The organism is Limnohabitans sp. Rim28 (assembly GCF_000293865.2).
Classification (GTDB): domain Bacteria; phylum Pseudomonadota; class Gammaproteobacteria; order Burkholderiales; family Burkholderiaceae_C; genus Limnohabitans_A.
In genome coordinates this window covers 252907-266817 of record NZ_ALKN02000002.1, presented here as the reverse complement: position 1 = coordinate 266817, position 13911 = coordinate 252907, and the positions used below count along the sequence as shown (strand labels likewise).

The 13911-nt window shown below is 61.1% G+C and carries 15 protein-coding genes; 8 read left to right on the top strand and 7 right to left on the bottom strand.

Going from position 1 to position 13911, the window contains the following annotated elements; all coding sequences use genetic code 11:
* Positions 1-35 precede the first annotated feature (35 nt).
* Positions 36-809, bottom strand: a complete 774-nt coding sequence (locus tag B472_RS03820; protein WP_019425432.1) for a FadR/GntR family transcriptional regulator — start codon at positions 807-809, stop codon at positions 36-38.
* 79 nt (positions 810-888) lie between these two features.
* On the opposite strand from B472_RS03820, the gene garD reads away from it, so the two are divergent.
* From garD to B472_RS03805, 3 genes are read left to right on the top strand one after another with little or no spacing between them, the layout of a single operon-like run.
* The gene (gene garD / locus B472_RS03815; protein WP_026039224.1) at positions 889-2466 is read left to right on the top strand and encodes a galactarate dehydratase; all 1578 of its coding nucleotides are present in this window, start codon (positions 889-891) and stop codon (positions 2464-2466) included.
* Positions 2467-2487: 21 nt separating this feature from the next.
* Positions 2488-3483 (top strand): tripartite tricarboxylate transporter substrate binding protein, encoded by a 996-nt coding sequence (locus B472_RS03810; RefSeq protein ID WP_040505709.1) that lies wholly within the window; start codon positions 2488-2490, stop codon positions 3481-3483.
* Positions 3484-3494: 11 nt separating this feature from the next.
* The gene (locus tag B472_RS03805; RefSeq protein ID WP_116798582.1) at positions 3495-4475 is read left to right on the top strand and encodes a tripartite tricarboxylate transporter substrate binding protein; all 981 of its coding nucleotides are present in this window, start codon (positions 3495-3497) and stop codon (positions 4473-4475) included.
* A 21-nt stretch (positions 4476-4496) separates the two neighbouring features.
* Here B472_RS03805 and B472_RS03800 read toward each other — a convergent pair whose 3' ends face one another.
* The gene (locus B472_RS03800) at positions 4497-5000 is read right to left on the bottom strand and encodes a bacteriohemerythrin (RefSeq protein WP_040505747.1); all 504 of its coding nucleotides are present in this window, start codon (positions 4998-5000) and stop codon (positions 4497-4499) included.
* Between the two features lie 173 nt (positions 5001-5173).
* Between B472_RS03800 and B472_RS03795 the strand changes: the two genes are divergently transcribed.
* A complete protein-coding gene (locus tag B472_RS03795) occupies positions 5174-6190 on the top strand; it encodes a metal-dependent hydrolase (protein ID WP_019425427.1) in 1017 nt (338 codons plus the stop codon).
* Here B472_RS03795 and B472_RS03790 read toward each other — a convergent pair.
* The 3 genes from B472_RS03790 to B472_RS03780 all read right to left on the bottom strand — a co-directional run bounded on the left by B472_RS03790 (position 6187) and on the right by B472_RS03780 (position 9604).
* Positions 6187-6813, bottom strand: coding sequence for a pyridoxamine 5'-phosphate oxidase family protein (locus B472_RS03790; protein WP_019425426.1), 627 nt, complete (start codon positions 6811-6813; stop codon positions 6187-6189). The two genes, B472_RS03795 and B472_RS03790, sit on opposite strands and share 4 nt — an antisense overlap.
* A gap of 192 nt (positions 6814-7005) precedes the next feature.
* Positions 7006-7629: a nucleotidyltransferase domain-containing protein gene (locus B472_RS03785; RefSeq protein ID WP_238147378.1), complete on the bottom strand. Its 624-nt coding sequence runs from the start codon at positions 7627-7629 to the stop codon at positions 7006-7008.
* 148 nt (positions 7630-7777) lie between these two features.
* A complete protein-coding gene (locus tag B472_RS03780; RefSeq protein ID WP_019425423.1) occupies positions 7778-9604 on the bottom strand; it encodes a glutamine--tRNA ligase/YqeY domain fusion protein in 1827 nt (608 codons plus the stop codon).
* Between the two features lie 162 nt (positions 9605-9766).
* Here B472_RS03780 and B472_RS03775 point away from each other — a divergent pair, with 162 nt between their 5' ends.
* Complete coding sequence (locus B472_RS03775; protein WP_019425422.1) at positions 9767-10141, top strand: hypothetical protein; 375 nt, start codon at positions 9767-9769, stop codon at positions 10139-10141.
* A gap of 30 nt (positions 10142-10171) precedes the next feature.
* Here the strand turns inward: B472_RS03775 and B472_RS03770 are convergent, their stop codons facing one another.
* Positions 10172-10687 carry a TIGR02281 family clan AA aspartic protease gene (locus tag B472_RS03770; protein ID WP_019425421.1) on the bottom strand — a complete coding sequence of 172 codons (516 nt, stop codon included), beginning with the start codon at positions 10685-10687 and terminating at the stop codon, positions 10172-10174.
* 3 nt (positions 10688-10690) lie between these two features.
* Positions 10691-11098, bottom strand: coding sequence for a DUF2306 domain-containing protein (locus B472_RS03765; protein ID WP_019425420.1), 408 nt, complete (start codon positions 11096-11098; stop codon positions 10691-10693).
* A gap of 120 nt (positions 11099-11218) precedes the next feature.
* Here B472_RS03765 and B472_RS03760 point away from each other — a divergent pair, with 120 nt between their 5' ends.
* The 3 genes from B472_RS03760 to B472_RS03750 all read left to right on the top strand — a co-directional run bounded on the left by B472_RS03760 (position 11219) and on the right by B472_RS03750 (position 13890).
* The gene (locus B472_RS03760; RefSeq protein ID WP_026039221.1) at positions 11219-12043 is read left to right on the top strand and encodes an undecaprenyl-diphosphate phosphatase; all 825 of its coding nucleotides are present in this window, start codon (positions 11219-11221) and stop codon (positions 12041-12043) included.
* Between the two features lie 100 nt (positions 12044-12143).
* The gene (locus tag B472_RS03755) at positions 12144-13367 is read left to right on the top strand and encodes an MFS transporter (RefSeq protein WP_040505744.1); all 1224 of its coding nucleotides are present in this window, start codon (positions 12144-12146) and stop codon (positions 13365-13367) included.
* Between the two features lie 25 nt (positions 13368-13392).
* Positions 13393-13890 carry a nuclear transport factor 2 family protein gene (locus B472_RS03750; RefSeq protein ID WP_019425417.1) on the top strand — a complete coding sequence of 166 codons (498 nt, stop codon included), beginning with the start codon at positions 13393-13395 and terminating at the stop codon, positions 13888-13890.
* The last annotated feature ends 21 nt before the right edge of the window (positions 13891-13911 follow it).

The following is a 13911-nucleotide window of genomic DNA, read 5'->3' as shown; positions in this document are numbered from 1 at the left end:
GCGATGGCCAGGCGTGCAAACCCTGAGTTGGGGCTTCAGTGGTGGCTGGACAGGCCTTTTTTGTGCCGATCGCGGCTGTTGGACAGGTGGGTGCGCATGGCGGCCCGGGCCGATTCGGCATCTTGCGCCGTAATGGCATTCAGGATGCTTTCATGCTCTTGGTGGATGCGTCGCAGATAGGCCAATCGGTCGGCATCGAGGGTGCGTGTGGTCTCCAGACGGGTTCGGGGGATCGACTGCGCGCCGAGCGAGTTCATCATGTCGGCAAAGTGCTGGTTTTGCGTGGCGCGGGCCACTTCGTGGTGAAACTGAAAGTCTGCGGCAATCGCATCGCGGCCGGCTTCGATGGCGCTTGAGAAGGCCAGCATGGCCTCTTGCATGACGCGCAAGTTGCCTTCGTTGCGGCGCACGGCAGCCAGTGCTGCGGCTTCGGTTTCAACGCTGATGCGCAACTCGAGCAAGGCGACCACATCGTGGAGGGTGCTCAGTTGGCTCGGGTTGATCCGAAAGGCGGGGGTATCCGTTTGCACCAAGACAAAGGTGCCAATGCCGTGTTTGGTGGCGACCAAGCCGCCCGCTTGGAGTTTGGAGATGGCTTCTCTGACCACCGTGCGGCTCACACCAAAGCGGGCCATGATGGCGGCTTCGGTGGGCAATTTCTGCCCGCTGATCAGCGTTCCTTTTTGAATTTCGGCGCTGAGCTGTTCGACCAACTCAAAGGTCAGGCTGCGCGTTTTGCGTTTGGCGGGGGAGCTGGGCTGGCTGTTCATCGGGTAAGTACGCATGCCGGTTTGGATGTGAGTTTGCATAATGAACTTGTACGACAACAGATCACACCTTGCTTTCGGTGGCAATGTATCAGAACACCGCCAGCGCAGATCATTTTTAATGAATCCTCCACGTCCGCCTTTGGCGATTCGCATGCATGCCGCCGACAACGTGGCCATTGTGGCCAACGATGGCGGACTGCCTGCGGGCACCGTGATGCCAAATGGCGTGGCCGAAGGCTTGGTGCTGCGCGACAAAGTGCCGCAAGGCCACAAACTGGCTTTGTGTGACTTGGCCAAAGGCCAGGCTGTGCTGCGCTACAACGTGCCGGTGGGTTATGCCCGGCAAGACATTCCCGCTGGCAGCTGGGTGCACGAGCGCTTGCTGGACATTCCGCCAGCGCGCGCGCTGCAAGGCCTGCCCCTGGCCACCGTGCAGCCTGAGCCGCAAGCCCCGCTGGAGGGCTTCACTTTCGAAGGCTTTGTGAACGCCGATGGCTCGGTGGGCACCCGCAATTTGCTGGCAATGACGACCACGGTGCAATGCGTGGCGGGTGTGGTCAAGATCGCGGTGGAGCGCATCGAGCGCGAGTTGTTGCCCCTGTATCCGAATGTGGACGGTGTGGTGGGCCTGGAGCACAGCTATGGCTGCGGCGTGGCCATCGATGCACCGGGCGCCGAAATACCGATTCGCACACTGCGCCACATCAGCCTGAACCCCAACTTTGGTGGCGAGGTGATGGTGGTGAGCTTGGGTTGCGAAAAGCTGCAGCCCGATCGTTTGCTCCCGCCTGGCAGTTTTCCTATTCACGATGAGCGTGACGCGGGCCAAGGGCCAGACCTGGTGTGCCTGCAAGACGATGCGCATGTGGGTTTCATGTCCATGGTCGATCACATCGTGCACAGCGCCCGCCCGCACCTGGAGCGCCTGAATGCACGGCGTCGCCAGACCATACCGGCCAGCGCGCTGGTGGTGGGCGTGCAGTGCGGTGGCAGCGATGCGTTTTCGGGCGTGACGGCCAACCCGGCGGTGGGTTTCATGGCCGATCTGGTCGTGCGCTCTGGCGGCACCGTGATGTTTTCAGAAAACACCGAGGTGCGCGATGCGGTGGAGCAACTCACCAGCCGTGCGGCCACCCCCCAAGTGGCCGAAGACATTGTTCGTGAGTTGGGTTGGTACGACCAGTATTTGGAACGTGGCCGTGTGGACCGCACCGCCAACACCACACCGGGCAACAAGGCGGGCGGCTTGTCCAACATCGCCGAAAAAGCCATGGGCTCCATCATCAAGAGCGGCAGCTCGGCCATCGCCAGTGTGCTGGCCCCGGGCGACAAGCTCAAGGCCGATCAAAGAGGCTTGGTCTTTGCCGCCACGCCTGCCAGCGACTTCATTTGCGGCACGCTGCAATTGGCGGCCGGCATGAACGTGCATGTGTTCACCACCGGGCGCGGCACGCCTTATGGCCTACAAGCTTGCCCCGTGGTCAAGGTGGCCACGCGCACCGACCTGGCCCGCCGCTGGCACGACCTGATGGACATGAACGCTGGCCGCATTGCCGATGGCGAGATCACCATCGAAGAAGCCGGTTGGGAACTTTTCCGCATGCTGCTGGATGTGGCCAGCGGCCGTCAAACCTGGGCCGAGCATTGGAAGCTGCACAACGCGTTGGTGCTGTTCAATCCAGCCCCCATCACCTAAACCATCAACCAGGAGACCCTCATGACCCAACGTCGACACTTTCTGCAAACTTCAGTGGCTTGCGCCGCTGGCCTGATGGCCCCAGCGGCCTTCAGCCAAGCAGCAGCTTGGCCGTCCAAGCCGATCAATTATTTGGTGGCTTTTCCGGCGGGTGGAACGACCGACATCTTGGCGCGCCTGGTTTCGCAAAAACTGGGCCCTGCGCTGGGCACCACCTTGGTGATTGAAAACAGAGGCGGTGCGGGCGGCAGTGTGGGTTCTGAAGTGGCGGCCCGCGCCCCAGCCGATGGCCACCATTTGCTGGGCGGCACCATCAGCTCGCACGCGATCAATGTGAGCCTGTACCCCAAGCTGGGCTACGACCCGATCAAGTCCTTCACGCCGGTTTATCTGTACGGCACCAACCCTGTGGTGTTGGTGGTAGCGGCCAACAGCCCCTACAAAACCTTGCGCGATTTGATGACGGCGGCCAAGGCCAATCCAGGCAAGCTGACGGGGGCTTCTGCGGGCAACGGCACTTCGCAGCATTTGGCGCAAGAGTTGTTGGCGTTCAGAGGCGATGTGAAGTTCACCCATGTCCCTTACAAAGGCAGTGCGCCTGCGATCCAGGATGTGATGGCCGGACAAGTGGACTTCATGTTCGACACCACGGTGGTGGCTGGGGCCCATATTCAAAGTGGCAAGCTGCGGGCGCTGGCGGTGACTTCATCGAGACGCCTGACGGACACCATCACCGATGTGCCCACCGTGGCCGAATCGGGTTGGCCCGGTACACAGGGCTTTGAAGTGGTGTCCTGGCAAGCTTTGTTTGCGCCAGCGGGTACGCCCAAAGCCATTGTGGACAGGTTGCACGGCGAGATCCTCAAGATCATTCAATCGGCCGAAATGCAAGACCGCATCAAGGGCTTGGGCATGCAGCCTTCGGTCATGACGCCTGAGCAAGTGCTGAGTTTTCAAAAGGCAGAAATCGACAAATGGGCCCAAGTCATCAAAGCCGCCAACATCAAAATCGACTGAGGACCATGACCATGACAAAAAACACTTTTGCAGCCTTAGGGGCATGCCTCTTGTGGACCTTCGGTGCTGTGGCGCATGCGCAAACCGCAGCCGTCGCTTACCCCACCAAGCCCATCAAAATCGTCGTGCCGTTTCCGGCGGGGGGCACCTCGGATGTGTTGGCCCGTCTTTTTGGACAAAAAATCACCGAAAGCTGGGGGCAAGCCGTGGTGGTGGAAAACCGCCCCGGTTCCAGCGGCAATTTGGGCGCGGATCTGGTCGCCAAATCTCCCGCTGACGGCTATACCCTGGTGCTGATGGACGTGGGTAACTTGGTCATCAGCCCGGCTTTGTTCAAGCTGCCCTTCAGTGTCGAGAAAGACTTTGCGCCGGTGGCCATGGTGGCTTATTCGCCCCATTTGTTGGCGGTCAGCACGAAAGTGCCGGCCAACACGCCTGCCGAATTGGTCGCTTATGCCAAAACTCAAAAAGGCAAACTCAACTACGCCGTGGCTGCGGGCATGGGCAGCGCCTCGCATTTGGCGGGCGTCACGTATGCCCAGCGCCATGGCATTGAGTGGGGCTATGTGCCTTACAAAGGCGGTGCACAAGCCATCACCGATTTGATCGGCGGGCAGGTGGATGTCATGTTCAATGGCATGGTTGCCACGTATCCGCATGTCAAGGCGGGCAAGATCAAATTGATCGCCATCTCGAGCACCCAACGCAATGCGCAAATGCCTGCTACGCCCACCGTGGCCGAGAGCCTGCCAGGCTTTTTGACCGGCAGTTTTCAGGGACTGTTGGCTCCGGCTGGCACACCCAAGGCGGTCGTTGACAAGCTGCATGCCGAGGTTCAACGCATTGCTGCCTTGCCAGACATCAAAGAGCGTTTGACCACTTTGGGCGCTGAGCCCTCAGCCATGACGCCCGATCAATTTGGCCAATGGATGCGCGCAGAGATTCCGGCCATGGCCAAAATCGTCAAAGACGAAAAGATCACGGCCGAGTGATCCCGGCGCTGGGGCCAGGCGTCAGCTGCAGCTGACGCTGCCGCAGCCCGACATGGTCACGTTTTGGATGAGCGAGGGGTCGGCCAGGGTTTCGGTCACGCTGTCAAAACCCACCGACTTGAGGTGCGCTGCCAAACCGGCGTCCATGCTGGCGGCGTGGCCTGGAAACCATTCGATCAAGGCTTCGGCCATGCGGGTGATGATCTGTTTGTCGGTGTCCAAGTAATGTGCCTCGACGACGCGCATGGTCTCCAAAATGGTGGCGTGGTGTTCGGCATGGCAGTTGTCGGCCGAAAACCCGGTCGCCAGCATCCAGCGCTCTTCTTGCGCGAAGTGCTCGACGGTGTGGTTCAAAAACGCCTTGTAAACCGGTAATTGGTCCTCTTCGGGCGTGGCCAAAATTTGATTCACCATGGCCATGAACTCATGGTGCGTGTCGTCCATGCGGGCGTCGCCCGTGTTGAGCGAATCGGTCCAGAGCATGGGGCTGGAAACTGTGGTGGTGTCGGCGGCAATTTGGGACATGGCGTTGGAGGTGCAGTTGGCTAAAAAAGTGGGTGGATTATCGCGCCAGCGCAGCAACCTGGGTGCGGCTGGGTCTGCATCCGCAACGGCCCCCTGGTGATCAGGGTTTGCAAAAGCCATTAACCTCTTGCCTGTCATCAAGCCAACATTTTTCCTTTATTGCCCTTTGCGCCATGGATTCCGTCACACAAGTTCTTTTGGGCGCCTCGATCGGGGTGGCCGTCATGGGGCGGCGCACTGCGTTGTGGAAGTCGGCTTTGTGGGGCGGTGTGGCGGGGTTGCTGCCTGATTTGGATGTGCTGTTGGACCACGGCGACCCGATCTTGAACATGATCCGGCACCGCGCCGAGACCCATGCTTTGCTCTTGCTCACGCTCTTTGCGTTTCCCATGGCTTGGGTGGTGAGCCGCATCCACAACCAAGCTCGTTTGTATGGCCGTTGGTGGTGGGCTCTGTGGCTGGCGTTGGTCACCCACCCCTTGCTGGACTTGATGACCATTTATGGCACCCAAGTGTTCCAGCCCTTCACCGACGAGGCCTATGGTTTGGGCAGCATGTTCATCATCGACCCGGCGTATTCACTGCCCTTGTTGGTCGGCGTGGTGGCGGCGTGCCGTGTCCAAAACGTGGGCAGGGCTTTGCGCATCAATGCTTGGGCCTTGACCTTGAGCACCGCGTATTTGGCGTGGAGTGCGCTGGCGCAATGGGGCGTGACGCAACACGCTCGCCAGTCGCTGCAGGAACAGGGCCTGCCCAGCCAGCAGCTCTTGGTCACTCCCGCGCCCTTGAGCACCTGGGTCTGGCGTGTGGTGGCGATCGACGGCGAACGCTTTCATGAAGGTTTTTACGCCCTGATGGACGGTGGCCGGGCCATGCGCTTTGTGGCCCATGACCGGGGTGGCGCATTGGCTGAGCAAAACGCCGGCCACCCGCAGTTGCAGCGCTTGGCGCGGTTCACTGACGGGTTTTACAAGGTGGCTGACGCCAACGGGCGCTTGGTGATCACCGACTTGCGCATGGGCCAAGAGCCCGCCTATGTGTTTTCTTTTGACATTGGCGCACCGCTGCAAGCAGGCCAGACCCATCCCGTGGCGCAGCAGCAAAGCCGCCGCATGGATGTGGGGGCGGGTTTGACATGGCTTGGGCAGCGGATGTTGGGGCGGGACGTGCCGCCGCCGGGCGGGCCTTAGAGCGATTGCCGGTAGCGCGCCATCATCTGGGCGTGGGTTTCGGTTTCGATCTCTTCGCCTTTGAAGGCTTTGATCTGGTCGCGCAGCATCTCGGTCATGTTGGGCATCTGCGCGCGGTCGATCTGGCGAGAAGCGTCCCACAGTTGCGAGCGCATGAAGGCCTTGGCGCAATGCAGATACACCGATTCCACCGCCACGCGAATCACCACAACGGGCGCGCGCCGCGCATCGGCGCACAGCGCCAGATCGGCCGGGTCGGTGGACAACACCGCGCGGCCATTGACGCGCAAGGTCTCGTCAAAGCCCGGCACCATGAACAGCAAACCCAGCCGCCCGGTGGCGATGATGTTTTCCAGCGTGTCCAGCCGGTTGTTGCCCGGTGCGTCCGGCAGCAGCAGCGTGTGCGCGTCGGGCACCTTGACAAAGCCCGGCTCGCCCCCACGCGGCGACGCGTCCATGTGCCCATCCGCATCGCTGCTGGCCAGCACCACAAAGGGCGACAAGCCCACGAAGCGCGTGGCATGCGCGTCCAGCGCCGGGATTTCTTTTTTGAGTGCGCGTTCACGGGCGGGGCCGTAGAGGTCTCGCAGGGCGGGGAGGGTGGTGATGTGTGGGGTGGTCATTGAAGGGACGCTTGTATTCAGTGAGCGAGGTTGGACCTCAGGGTTTTTGTAGCGCTTGCCAAACTTGTTGTGTGACTTTGATCAGGTCGGTGACCAAGCGTTCATCGACGTCCATCCGTTCGCAGCAAGCCCGCGATTTCGGCAGCATCGGGTGGCTCCGCTTTGAGCGAGCCGCTGGGGCCGCTCAGGTTTTCAAGTGGGGTGGGTGGGCTCATGTTGCGGTGACTCCTCCTGGCCGATCAGCCATATCTTTGGCTGTTGCATCACGCGGTTGATGAAGGCATTGTCACCCAGCTGGCGGGCTTTGAAGTCGGTCGCTGTGTAAAGGGCCGGGTTGATGGTGCGGCCCAGTGTTTGGCTGGCGGACTCCAGCGCCGCAAACACATCGCCATAGCCCAGCGTGTCGCTGACCAGCAGCACATCCACATCGCTGGCGCTGGTGTCTTGCTGCTTGGCCATGGAGCCAAACACAAACGCCAGTGCGATTTGCGGCGCAATGGGCAAAAGCGCCGTGCGCAACACATCGGCCAGCCCCATGGTTTTGAGCACCAGAGCGCGCAACTCGGCAAACACGGGCGAGGCCGCATTGGCCTGAAAGTGTTTTTGGTTGCCCTGTTTGCGCACCGTGAGCAAACCTGCTGCGGCCAGATCTGCCAACTCGCGCTGCACAGCCCCTGCGCCCGACTGAGCCAAGCCAATGACTTCGTTGGTGTAGAAGCTGCGGTCCGGTGCCACAAACAGCACGGCCAGCACGCGCTGACGCACCTTTGAAAACAGCGCGTCGGCTATGGAAGTGGTGATTGAAGCGGTATTCATACCCATAATGGGTTTGATCATACCTTATTTGGGTATTTTTTTGGGGCGTCAGAGCACGCCTTTGTGTGGACCTGAAACCCCGACCCCGGCTTACTCCAAAACGCCAGCTCTTCGGGCGTGGACTCGCGGTCCAAGCCAGGCTGTGGCATCACTTGGCCCAAGAATCCTTCAACCCCGTCACCCGGTTGAACACCGGCTTGCTTCCCGCCACATGGTCCAGGCGGTCGGCCACAAAGTAGCCAAAGCGCTCAAACTGGAACTTCTGGTCTGGCTGTGCCTGGGCCAATGACGGCTCCACATACGCTGTCACCACTTTCAGGCTGTCCGGGTTGAGCGACTGCAAGAAGTCTTTGCCGCCCGCATCGGGGTGGGCTTCGGCAAACAGGCGGTCGTACAGGCGCACTTGCGCCTCGACGCCGTCGGCCACGCCTACCCAGGTGATGGCGGCTTTGGCTTTGACGCTGTCGGCGCCGGGCGTGCCGCTCTTGGTGCCGGGGATCACTTTGGCGTGCACCTCGGTCACGTTGCCTGCCGCGTCGCGTGCGCAGCCGGTGCATTCGATCACGTAGCCGCCTTTCAGGCGCACCACGTTGCCGGGGAACAGGCGCTTGTAGCCCTTGGGCGGCACTTCTTCAAAGTCTTCGCGCTCGATCCACACTTCTTTGCCGATTTTGAACACACGGTCGGCGGGTGGGGTTTGGCCCTCAGCAATCGCGCTGTGGGGCAGGGCGGGTTGGGTGCAGGCCTCCAGGTAGCCGTCGCTGCCAAAGGCCTCGGCCCAGTTGGTCAACACCAGCTTGACGGGGTCGAGCACGGCCATGCCGCGGTGGGCCTTGTTTTCCAGATCTTCGCGCAGGCAGCCCTCTAAGGTGCTGTAGTCGATCCAGCTGTCGCTCTTGGTCACGCCTATGCGGTCGGCAAACAGGCGCAGGCTCTCAGGCGTGTAGCCCCGGCGGCGCAGGCCCACTATTGTTGGCATGCGCGGGTCGTCCCAACCGCTGACTTTGCCTTCGTTGACCAGTTGCGCCAGCTTGCGTTTGCTGGTGATCACATAGGTCAGGTTCAGTCGTGCAAATTCGTATTGTTTGGGGCTGGGCGCGGCCAGCAATTTGCACTCACACAAGCGCTCCATCAGCCAGTCGTAAAACGGGCGCTGGTCTTCAAACTCCAGGGTGCAGATGCTGTGGGTGATTTGCTCCAGCGCGTCTTCGATGGGGTGGGCAAAGGTGTACATCGGGTAGATGCACCAGGTGTCGCCCGTGTGGTGGTGGGTGGCGCGGCGGATGCGGTAGATGGCCGGGTCGCGCATGTTGATGTTGGGCGAGGCCATGTCGATCTTGGCGCGCAGCACGGCGGCGCCGTCGGCCAGCTGGCCGTCACGCATTTCGCGGAAGCGCGCCAGGTTTTCTGCTGTACTGCGCGTGCGGTACGGGCTGTCCACACCGGGTTTGCCAAAGTCGCCCCGGTTGGCACGCATGTCTTCTGCGCTTTGTTCGTCCACATAGGCGTGGCCGGCCTCAATCAGCGCCTCGGCAGCGCGGTACATGAAATCGAAGTAGTCACTGGCCTGGTAGGGCGCGGCAGAGCCTGCGGCTTGGCCGAGTTGGGCCCAGTCAAAGCCGAGCCATTTCACGGCGTCGATGATGCTGTTGACGTATTCGGTGTCTTCTTTTTCGGGGTTGGTGTCGTCAAAACGCAGGTGGCACACGCCGCCGTACTCTAGGGCCAGGCCAAAGTTGATGCAGATGCTCTTGGCATGGCCCACGTGCAAATAGCCGTTGGGCTCGGGCGGAAAGCGGGTGCGGATTTTGGCCGGGTCACTCTGGCCTGCGGCGTGGTGCGCGCCGTCACCGGGGCTGCCGGCCCAGCGGCGGCTGGCGTAGGTGCCCTGCTCGATGTCTTTTTCGATGATTTGGCGCAGGAAGTTGCTGACCTTGTGGTCGGCTTCAGGGACTTTGTCGGTGGGGGAGGTCATAGCGCTTGATTTTAGGGGCTGGCGCAGGCTTGAGCTGGCCGGGTCTGTTACGAATGGATACCACTGTCCAGCGCTGGCGGTGCACCAATGGCCAGTCTGGCGCGCTAAGCATGCAGGGAGCCTGCATTCAAGACAAGCCAAACTCACCAAAGGACCTTTCTCATGCGTTCATTCAAACTGCCATTTTCCAGAGCCATCGCGCTGCTCGGCCTGCTGGGCTTGGGTCTGGCCCAGGTGGGTTGCGCCCATTCGGTGGTGGAGCCGTCTGTGTCGGTGCACTCGCGCATCGGACATTTCCCGGTTTATACCCAGATAGGGGTGCCTGGCCCGGTGATTTATGGCCCGCCGCCCCGCGTGATTTACGCCCCGCCGCCGCCGCCGCGTGTGGTGTACATGCCCCGGGTCTATGCGCCTGTTCACGGCTGGGGACATGGGCATGACGGCCGCCAAATAGCGCATGAACGCAGGCACTTTCGGCGCGATGACGGGGGATTCGGACAGGGTGGGGGTGGTCATCGGGCGCCATGGCACCGCTGATGGCATCGGTTGCCCAGGGTTTGTCAACCTTCAAGGTCGTTGACGCAAGACCATTTCGTCCCGCCGGATTTCCACGTCAAAGTGCTTCAAAAACGCCTGGCCCAGCAGCGCTTGTTCGGGCGGCATGCCCGTCAGGCCTACGGTGACGCTGGCATCGTTGAGCACCAGATGCCCTGCCCGCACGGGCACGCTGCGCACCAGCTGACCGGGTCGCTGGCCGTTGGCCGTGTGCAAGGTGATGCTTTGGCCCGCAGGCAGCCCAGCCTGAGTGGCCAGAGCTTGGCTCACACTCACATGGCTGGCCCCGGTGTCCACCAAAAAGCGCACGGGCTGGCGGTTGACTTCACCCTCGACATGAAAATGCCCGTCGCGCTGTCGCGGAATGACCAGATCGCCGGAGCTGAGTGCATAGGGCTTGAGGCTGGCCTGGCGCTTTTGCTCCATGCGATCAAACACCAGGTACAACACCCCGGCCACGACCAGCCACACGGCGGCGATGGCGAAGGCGCCAAGGCGGGCGGTTTTATGAAGAGAGGGTGAGGGCATGATTCAAGCTGCAAGGCCAGACCAAAGCCATTGGCCCAACAAACGCCCGGGCAACAAGGTGAATGCACCTGTCACCACACAAGCCATTGCATAAAGCCATTGCATGGTTTTTCGATGACCCGCAATGTCGCCATCAGCCAAAAAGCGAAATGCCCGATAAAGGCTGAACAAGGTCACGGGAATGAGCAGGTGGATCGGGGTGTAACCCCATATATTGGGCAAATTGAAGTCACGGATGAACAAGCCCGAGAGGGCGGCGCCCAGCATGCAGGTGACCCAGGCGTAGCCCAATGCCCTGTGAAGACGGGGTCGTGTGATGCGGCCCATGCGGGCCCAAAGTGCCCATGGACCCAGGGCTGTGGCCGTCAGGGCCAAAGTCATGTGTACCGCGATGGTGTGTGTCAGTTGCATCACTCCTCCTGAAGTCTTTGTTTGAACAGCACTGTGACACAGGTTTTGATGGTGATATCCAAACCTGATTTGTGCGTGCGGTCCAACAGCGATAATCCCCCCAGATTTTGAGGAACACCTGTGGATTTGATGCTGTTGCTGAAAGCCGCCGTGATGGGGGTGGTCGAGGGTTTGACCGAGTTCTTGCCGATCTCGTCCACCGGGCATTTGATCTTGGCCGGGGCTTTGCTGGGTTTTGACGACGACAAGGCCAAGGTGTTCGACATCGCCATCCAGACCGGCGCGATTTTGGCGGTGATCATTGTGTACTGGCAAAAAATCAGCAGCACAGTGCGCGCCTTGCCGCACAGCGCAGACGCCCAACGTTTTGCCTTGAACGTGTTCATCGCCTTTGTGCCCGCCGTCATCCTGGGCTTGCTGTTTGGCAAGGCCATCAAGGCGAACCTGTTCACGCCCGAGGTGGTGGCCACCAGTTTCATTGTGGGTGGCTTCATCATTTTGTGGGCCGAGCGGCGGCAGGCCCGCGCGGTGCACATTGCCGAGGTGGAAGACATGCGCTGGCAAGACGCCCTCAAGGTGGGTCTGGTGCAGTGCTTGGCCATGATTCCCGGCACCAGCCGCAGCGGCGCGACCATCATCGGCGGCATGCTGCTGGGCATGTCGCGCAAGGCGGCCACCGACTTCTCGTTTTACTTGGCGATCCCTACCTTGATTGGCGCCGGGGCATACAGCCTGTACAAAGACCGCGCCTTGCTGAGCATGGCCGACGCGCCGATGTTTGCGGTGGGTCTGGTGTTTTCGTTTTTGAGCGCCTGGGTGTGTGTGCGCTGGTTGCTCAAGTTCATCTCGACCAACAGCTTTGAGGTGTTTGCCTGGTACCGGATTGTGTTCGGTCTGGTGGTGCTGGGCACCAGCTACTTTGGGCTGGTGAGCTGGGCGGCTTGATCGGGTGCACCTAGGCGACATGCAGGGCCTTGGGCCACGCCCAGAATGGAAGTCCTTTGTTTGACGCATCCTGCGGATGCGTTTGTTCACCACCCCCTGCATGTCTGTCGTCCTGTCAACCTCTTTTCGCCGTCTGGCTTGGTCCAATTTGCTGGCCCAGTCGGCCGAGCAGCTGAGCCTAGCGGCTGTGCCCATCGTGGCGGTGCTGCTGTTGCAGGCCGGCCCTGGTGAAATTGGTTTGCTGGCCTCCATCCAATCGTTGCCGTTTTTGCTGCTCTCCATGCCGCTGGGCCTGCTGGCCGACCGCACTTCGCGCACGCGCTTGATGGCCTTGGCCGAGACGCTGCGGGCCGTGGCTTTGTTGTTGTTGCTGGCGCTGATCGTCACCGGCAATGTGTCGATTGCGGCTTTGGCCGTCATTGGTTTTATTGCGGCGGTGGGCACCGTGGCGTTCAGTGTGGCAGCGCCTTCCTTGGTGCCGGCTCTGGTGCAGGTCGATGGCTTGGCACAGGCCAATGGGCGCTTGGAGTTGGCACGCAGCGCGGCGTTTGCGGCAGGCCCGGCTTTGGCTGGGGCCTTGATCGCGTGGACCGGGGCGTCGGCGGCGTTTGTGCTGTCGGGCATGTTGTCGGTGGCAGCGGTGTTGTGCCTGCGTGGCATCGTCGAGCCTGAGCGCGCCGCCATGCCTGCACGCCACCCTTTGCTGGAGTTGCAAGACGGGGCCAAGTGGGTGTGGCAGAGCAATTTGCTTCGGCCCATGATGTTTTGCTCGATTGCCTGGAACATTTCTTGGTTCATGCTGCAAGCGGCTTATGTGCCCTATGCCATCCACGATTTGGGGCTGGATGCGGGTGGTGTGGGCGTGACGCTGGCTTTGTATGGCGTGGGCATGATCTTGGGGGCACTGCTGGCGCCGCGTGTGGTGCGGGCGCTCCCTTTTGGGCAGGCGATTTTGCTGGGGCCTTATTTTTCGGTGCTGGCGGCCATCACCATGGCGCTGACCTTGTACTGGCCGCATGGCTGGTTGGCGGCCTTGTCTTATTTTTTCTTTGGGGTGGGGCCGATCATCTGGACCATCACTTCGACCACCTTGCGCCAGACGGTGACGCCCCGCGCCATGATCGGGCGGGTCACGTCGATCAACATCGTGGCCAGTACAGGCGCACGCCCCTTGGGTGCGGCGCTGGGCGGTGTGGTGGGGGTGAGTTTTCCGGTGTCGGTCAGCTTGTGGTGTGTGGTTTTGGGCTTTGGCCTGCAGGCCATCATCATCAGCGCGTCCAAGATCAGGACGCTCAAGCGCTTGCCTGAGGCCTTGCCCGATTGATTGAAAAAACACAGGAGACAAGCACATGCAACAAGCTGAATTTGAAGCGTTGTTGAAGCGGTTTTCGGCCGCTGCCGAAGCGGGCGATGGCGAGGCCTTTGCACAGTGCTTCACGGCCGACGGCGTTTACCACGACTACATCTACGGCGACCACACGGGCCGCGCCGACATCGCCCACATGATGAACGACCTGTTCCACCGCGATGCCGGGCCGGATTACCGGTGGGAAATGTTCGAGCCCGTGTGCAATGGGCAGGTGGCCTATGCACGGTCTTTGTCGAGCTTCACGTCGAAAGTGCCCGAGTTTGCGGGGCGGCAGGTGGTGATCGACGGCATCAGCCGCTTTGCGTTGCGTGACGGGCTGATTTGCGATTACAGCGAATCGGTCAATGGCGGCGTGGCCATGGTGCAGCTGGGGGTGGCTGCGCCGCGCCTGGAAAAGGTGCTCAAGCGCTGGAGCCAGCAGCTGCTGGACCAGCCAGCCACCCAAGCGTTTTTGGCCCGTGGCAAGCGCACGGTGTGAGTTGTTCCATGCTTCTTTGAA

Coding starts and splice junctions, on each gene's coding strand:
- B472_RS03820 (WP_019425432.1), bottom strand. CDS start 809: ATGCAAACTCACATCCAAACCGGCATGCGTACTTACCCGATGAACAGC.
- garD (WP_026039224.1), top strand. CDS start 889: ATGAATCCTCCACGTCCGCCTTTGGCGATTCGCATGCATGCCGCCGAC.
- B472_RS03810 (WP_040505709.1), top strand. CDS start 2,488: ATGACCCAACGTCGACACTTTCTGCAAACTTCAGTGGCTTGCGCCGCT.
- B472_RS03805 (WP_116798582.1), top strand. CDS start 3,495: ATGACAAAAAACACTTTTGCAGCCTTAGGGGCATGCCTCTTGTGGACC.
- B472_RS03800 (WP_040505747.1), bottom strand. CDS start 5,000: ATGTCCCAAATTGCCGCCGACACCACCACAGTTTCCAGCCCCATGCTC.
- B472_RS03795 (WP_019425427.1), top strand. CDS start 5,174: ATGGATTCCGTCACACAAGTTCTTTTGGGCGCCTCGATCGGGGTGGCC.
- B472_RS03790 (WP_019425426.1), bottom strand. CDS start 6,813: ATGACCACCCCACACATCACCACCCTCCCCGCCCTGCGAGACCTCTAC.
- B472_RS03785 (WP_238147378.1), bottom strand. CDS start 7,629: ATGAATACCGCTTCAATCACCACTTCCATAGCCGACGCGCTGTTTTCA.
- B472_RS03780 (WP_019425423.1), bottom strand. CDS start 9,604: ATGACCTCCCCCACCGACAAAGTCCCTGAAGCCGACCACAAGGTCAGC.
- B472_RS03775 (WP_019425422.1), top strand. CDS start 9,767: ATGCGTTCATTCAAACTGCCATTTTCCAGAGCCATCGCGCTGCTCGGC.
- B472_RS03770 (WP_019425421.1), bottom strand. CDS start 10,687: ATGCCCTCACCCTCTCTTCATAAAACCGCCCGCCTTGGCGCCTTCGCC.
- B472_RS03765 (WP_019425420.1), bottom strand. CDS start 11,098: ATGCAACTGACACACACCATCGCGGTACACATGACTTTGGCCCTGACG.
- B472_RS03755 (WP_040505744.1), top strand. CDS start 12,144: ATGTCTGTCGTCCTGTCAACCTCTTTTCGCCGTCTGGCTTGGTCCAAT.
- B472_RS03750 (WP_019425417.1), top strand. CDS start 13,393: ATGCAACAAGCTGAATTTGAAGCGTTGTTGAAGCGGTTTTCGGCCGCT.